The organism is Methylobacterium sp. D54C, assembly GCF_053345595.1.
Genome location: NZ_JBKFAK010000078.1, coordinates 1 through 1,550, shown reverse-complemented (window position 1 = coordinate 1,550; position 1,550 = coordinate 1). Strand labels below are relative to the sequence as shown.

Below are 1,550 nucleotides of genomic sequence, written 5' to 3'. Positions count from 1 at the left end.
CGTCGCAGCGGCCTCCTGCAAAAGGCGGCTGCGGTCCCCCAACCCACACCCGTCTAGGCGTGGGAAATTAGCATGGGGGTCAGATCCTCATGACGCGAAGAGGTCAGTTCCGGATGTCGCTTGATACCGTGAGCCATGACGGCGAGACGATCGACTTGGAGATTTACCGCCGTCATGGCTCGCAGGCACCCTGGCGGATGGAGGTCGTGCACATCCGGGGTGGTTGCACGCGGTGGTCCGTGGAGTTCGCCACGGATCAGGACGCCGTCCGAGCGTTTCGTGCGCTCGTTGCAGAGCACGGTCTGGCGATCTTCACCAGCCGAAGCTCGGATCCGCAGCACTGATCGCATCGTCGCTCGGCTTGAAGGGCGCGGGTTGTGACGCTGGAGACCTGCCGGCTATGTGAGGCCAGGGGCCTGTAGCTCAACGGTTAGAGCCGACCGCTCATAACGGTCTGGTTGCAGGTTCGAGTCCTGCCGGGCCCACCATCTTTGCCAAGACCGCGATGTCCGACAGCCTTCAGCGCCTCGCTGACGGAGGGTATCTGTTCCTGCCGGGTCGCAGCAGCTTGCCAATCTTCTTTACCGGATTGGACGCCAGTTGCGGGCTATGAAGCCGAGGCGATCAATGCTGCCGATCATCTGTCCCGCGACTGCATGAGCACCGTCGCAATGCCAGTCATAAATTGTGTCGTGCCCCGTCGCGGCCAAAGGTATCACGCTGGCACCGGGGTTGTTGCGACAGAACGCGTCCCCCTGAACCGCACCCCGTTTTGACCGGACAGGCGGCATAGCTCACGAAGGCATAGGCGTTGGCCTATGGGTAAGGCTATGTCATCCGATCCGACCGCCCCACCGGTGCACGGCGAGATCCTGACCGGCGTTCAGCGTCGACGGCGCTGGTCTACCACCGAGAAGATCCGCCTCGTCGAGGAGAGCCAGCAGCCCGGCTCGTCCGTGTCGTTCGTCGCCCGCCGCTACGGCATCTCGCCCAGCCTGCTGTTCTCGTGGAAGCGGCGCATGCTGGAGGGCGGCCATCAGGCCGTGCACGCCGACGAGGAGGTCGTCGGAACCAGCCGGGTTCGCGAGCTGGAGCGGCGCGTGCGCGACCTCGAACGCCTGCTCGGGCGCAAGACCATGGAGGTCGAGATCCTGAAGGAGGCGCTCGACCTCGCTCGCACAAAAAAACCGACCTCGCCGCTCAGCTCCTGGAGCGGTTCGACGGGCGGTTCGCGGTGAAGGCGGTCGCCGACACGCTCGGCGTGGCCCGCTCCCACCTGGCCGAGCGCCTGAGCCGCCCCGCCCAGCCGCGCGGTCCCTACCGCAAGCCCGAGGATGCGCAGCTGCTGCCGACGATCCGCGCGGTCGTCGATGCCCGCCCGAGCTACGGCTATCGCCGCGTCACCGCACTGGTGAACCGGGCACTGCACTCGCGCGGCGAAGCGAGCGTCAATGCCAAGCGGGTGCTGCGCATCCTGCGGGCGAACGGGCTCACCCTCGCGCCGCACACCGCCCGGCGGCCCGGCCGCACCCACGACGGCACCGTGGTGG

At 66.7% G+C, this 1,550-nt stretch carries 1 protein-coding gene, 1 tRNA gene and 1 pseudogene; all 3 read left to right on the top strand.

What is annotated here, in order from left to right; all coding sequences use genetic code 11:
- Nucleotides 1-113 precede the first annotated feature (113 nt).
- Nucleotides 114-344, top strand: a complete 231-nt coding sequence (locus ACLBYB_RS32540; protein WP_447701345.1) for a hypothetical protein — start codon at nucleotides 114-116, stop codon at nucleotides 342-344.
- Nucleotides 345-412: 68 nt separating this feature from the next.
- A tRNA-Ile gene (locus ACLBYB_RS32535) sits at nucleotides 413-488 on the top strand.
- A 330-nt stretch (nucleotides 489-818) separates the two neighbouring features.
- Nucleotides 819-1,550, top strand: a pseudogene (locus tag ACLBYB_RS32530) (transposase); the annotation flags it as partial.

Bases quoted from the DNA above. Each gene is read 5' to 3' on its own strand.
- ACLBYB_RS32540 (WP_447701345.1), top strand. From the start codon at position 114: ATGTCGCTTGATACCGTGAGCCATGACGGCGAGACGATCGACTTGGAG.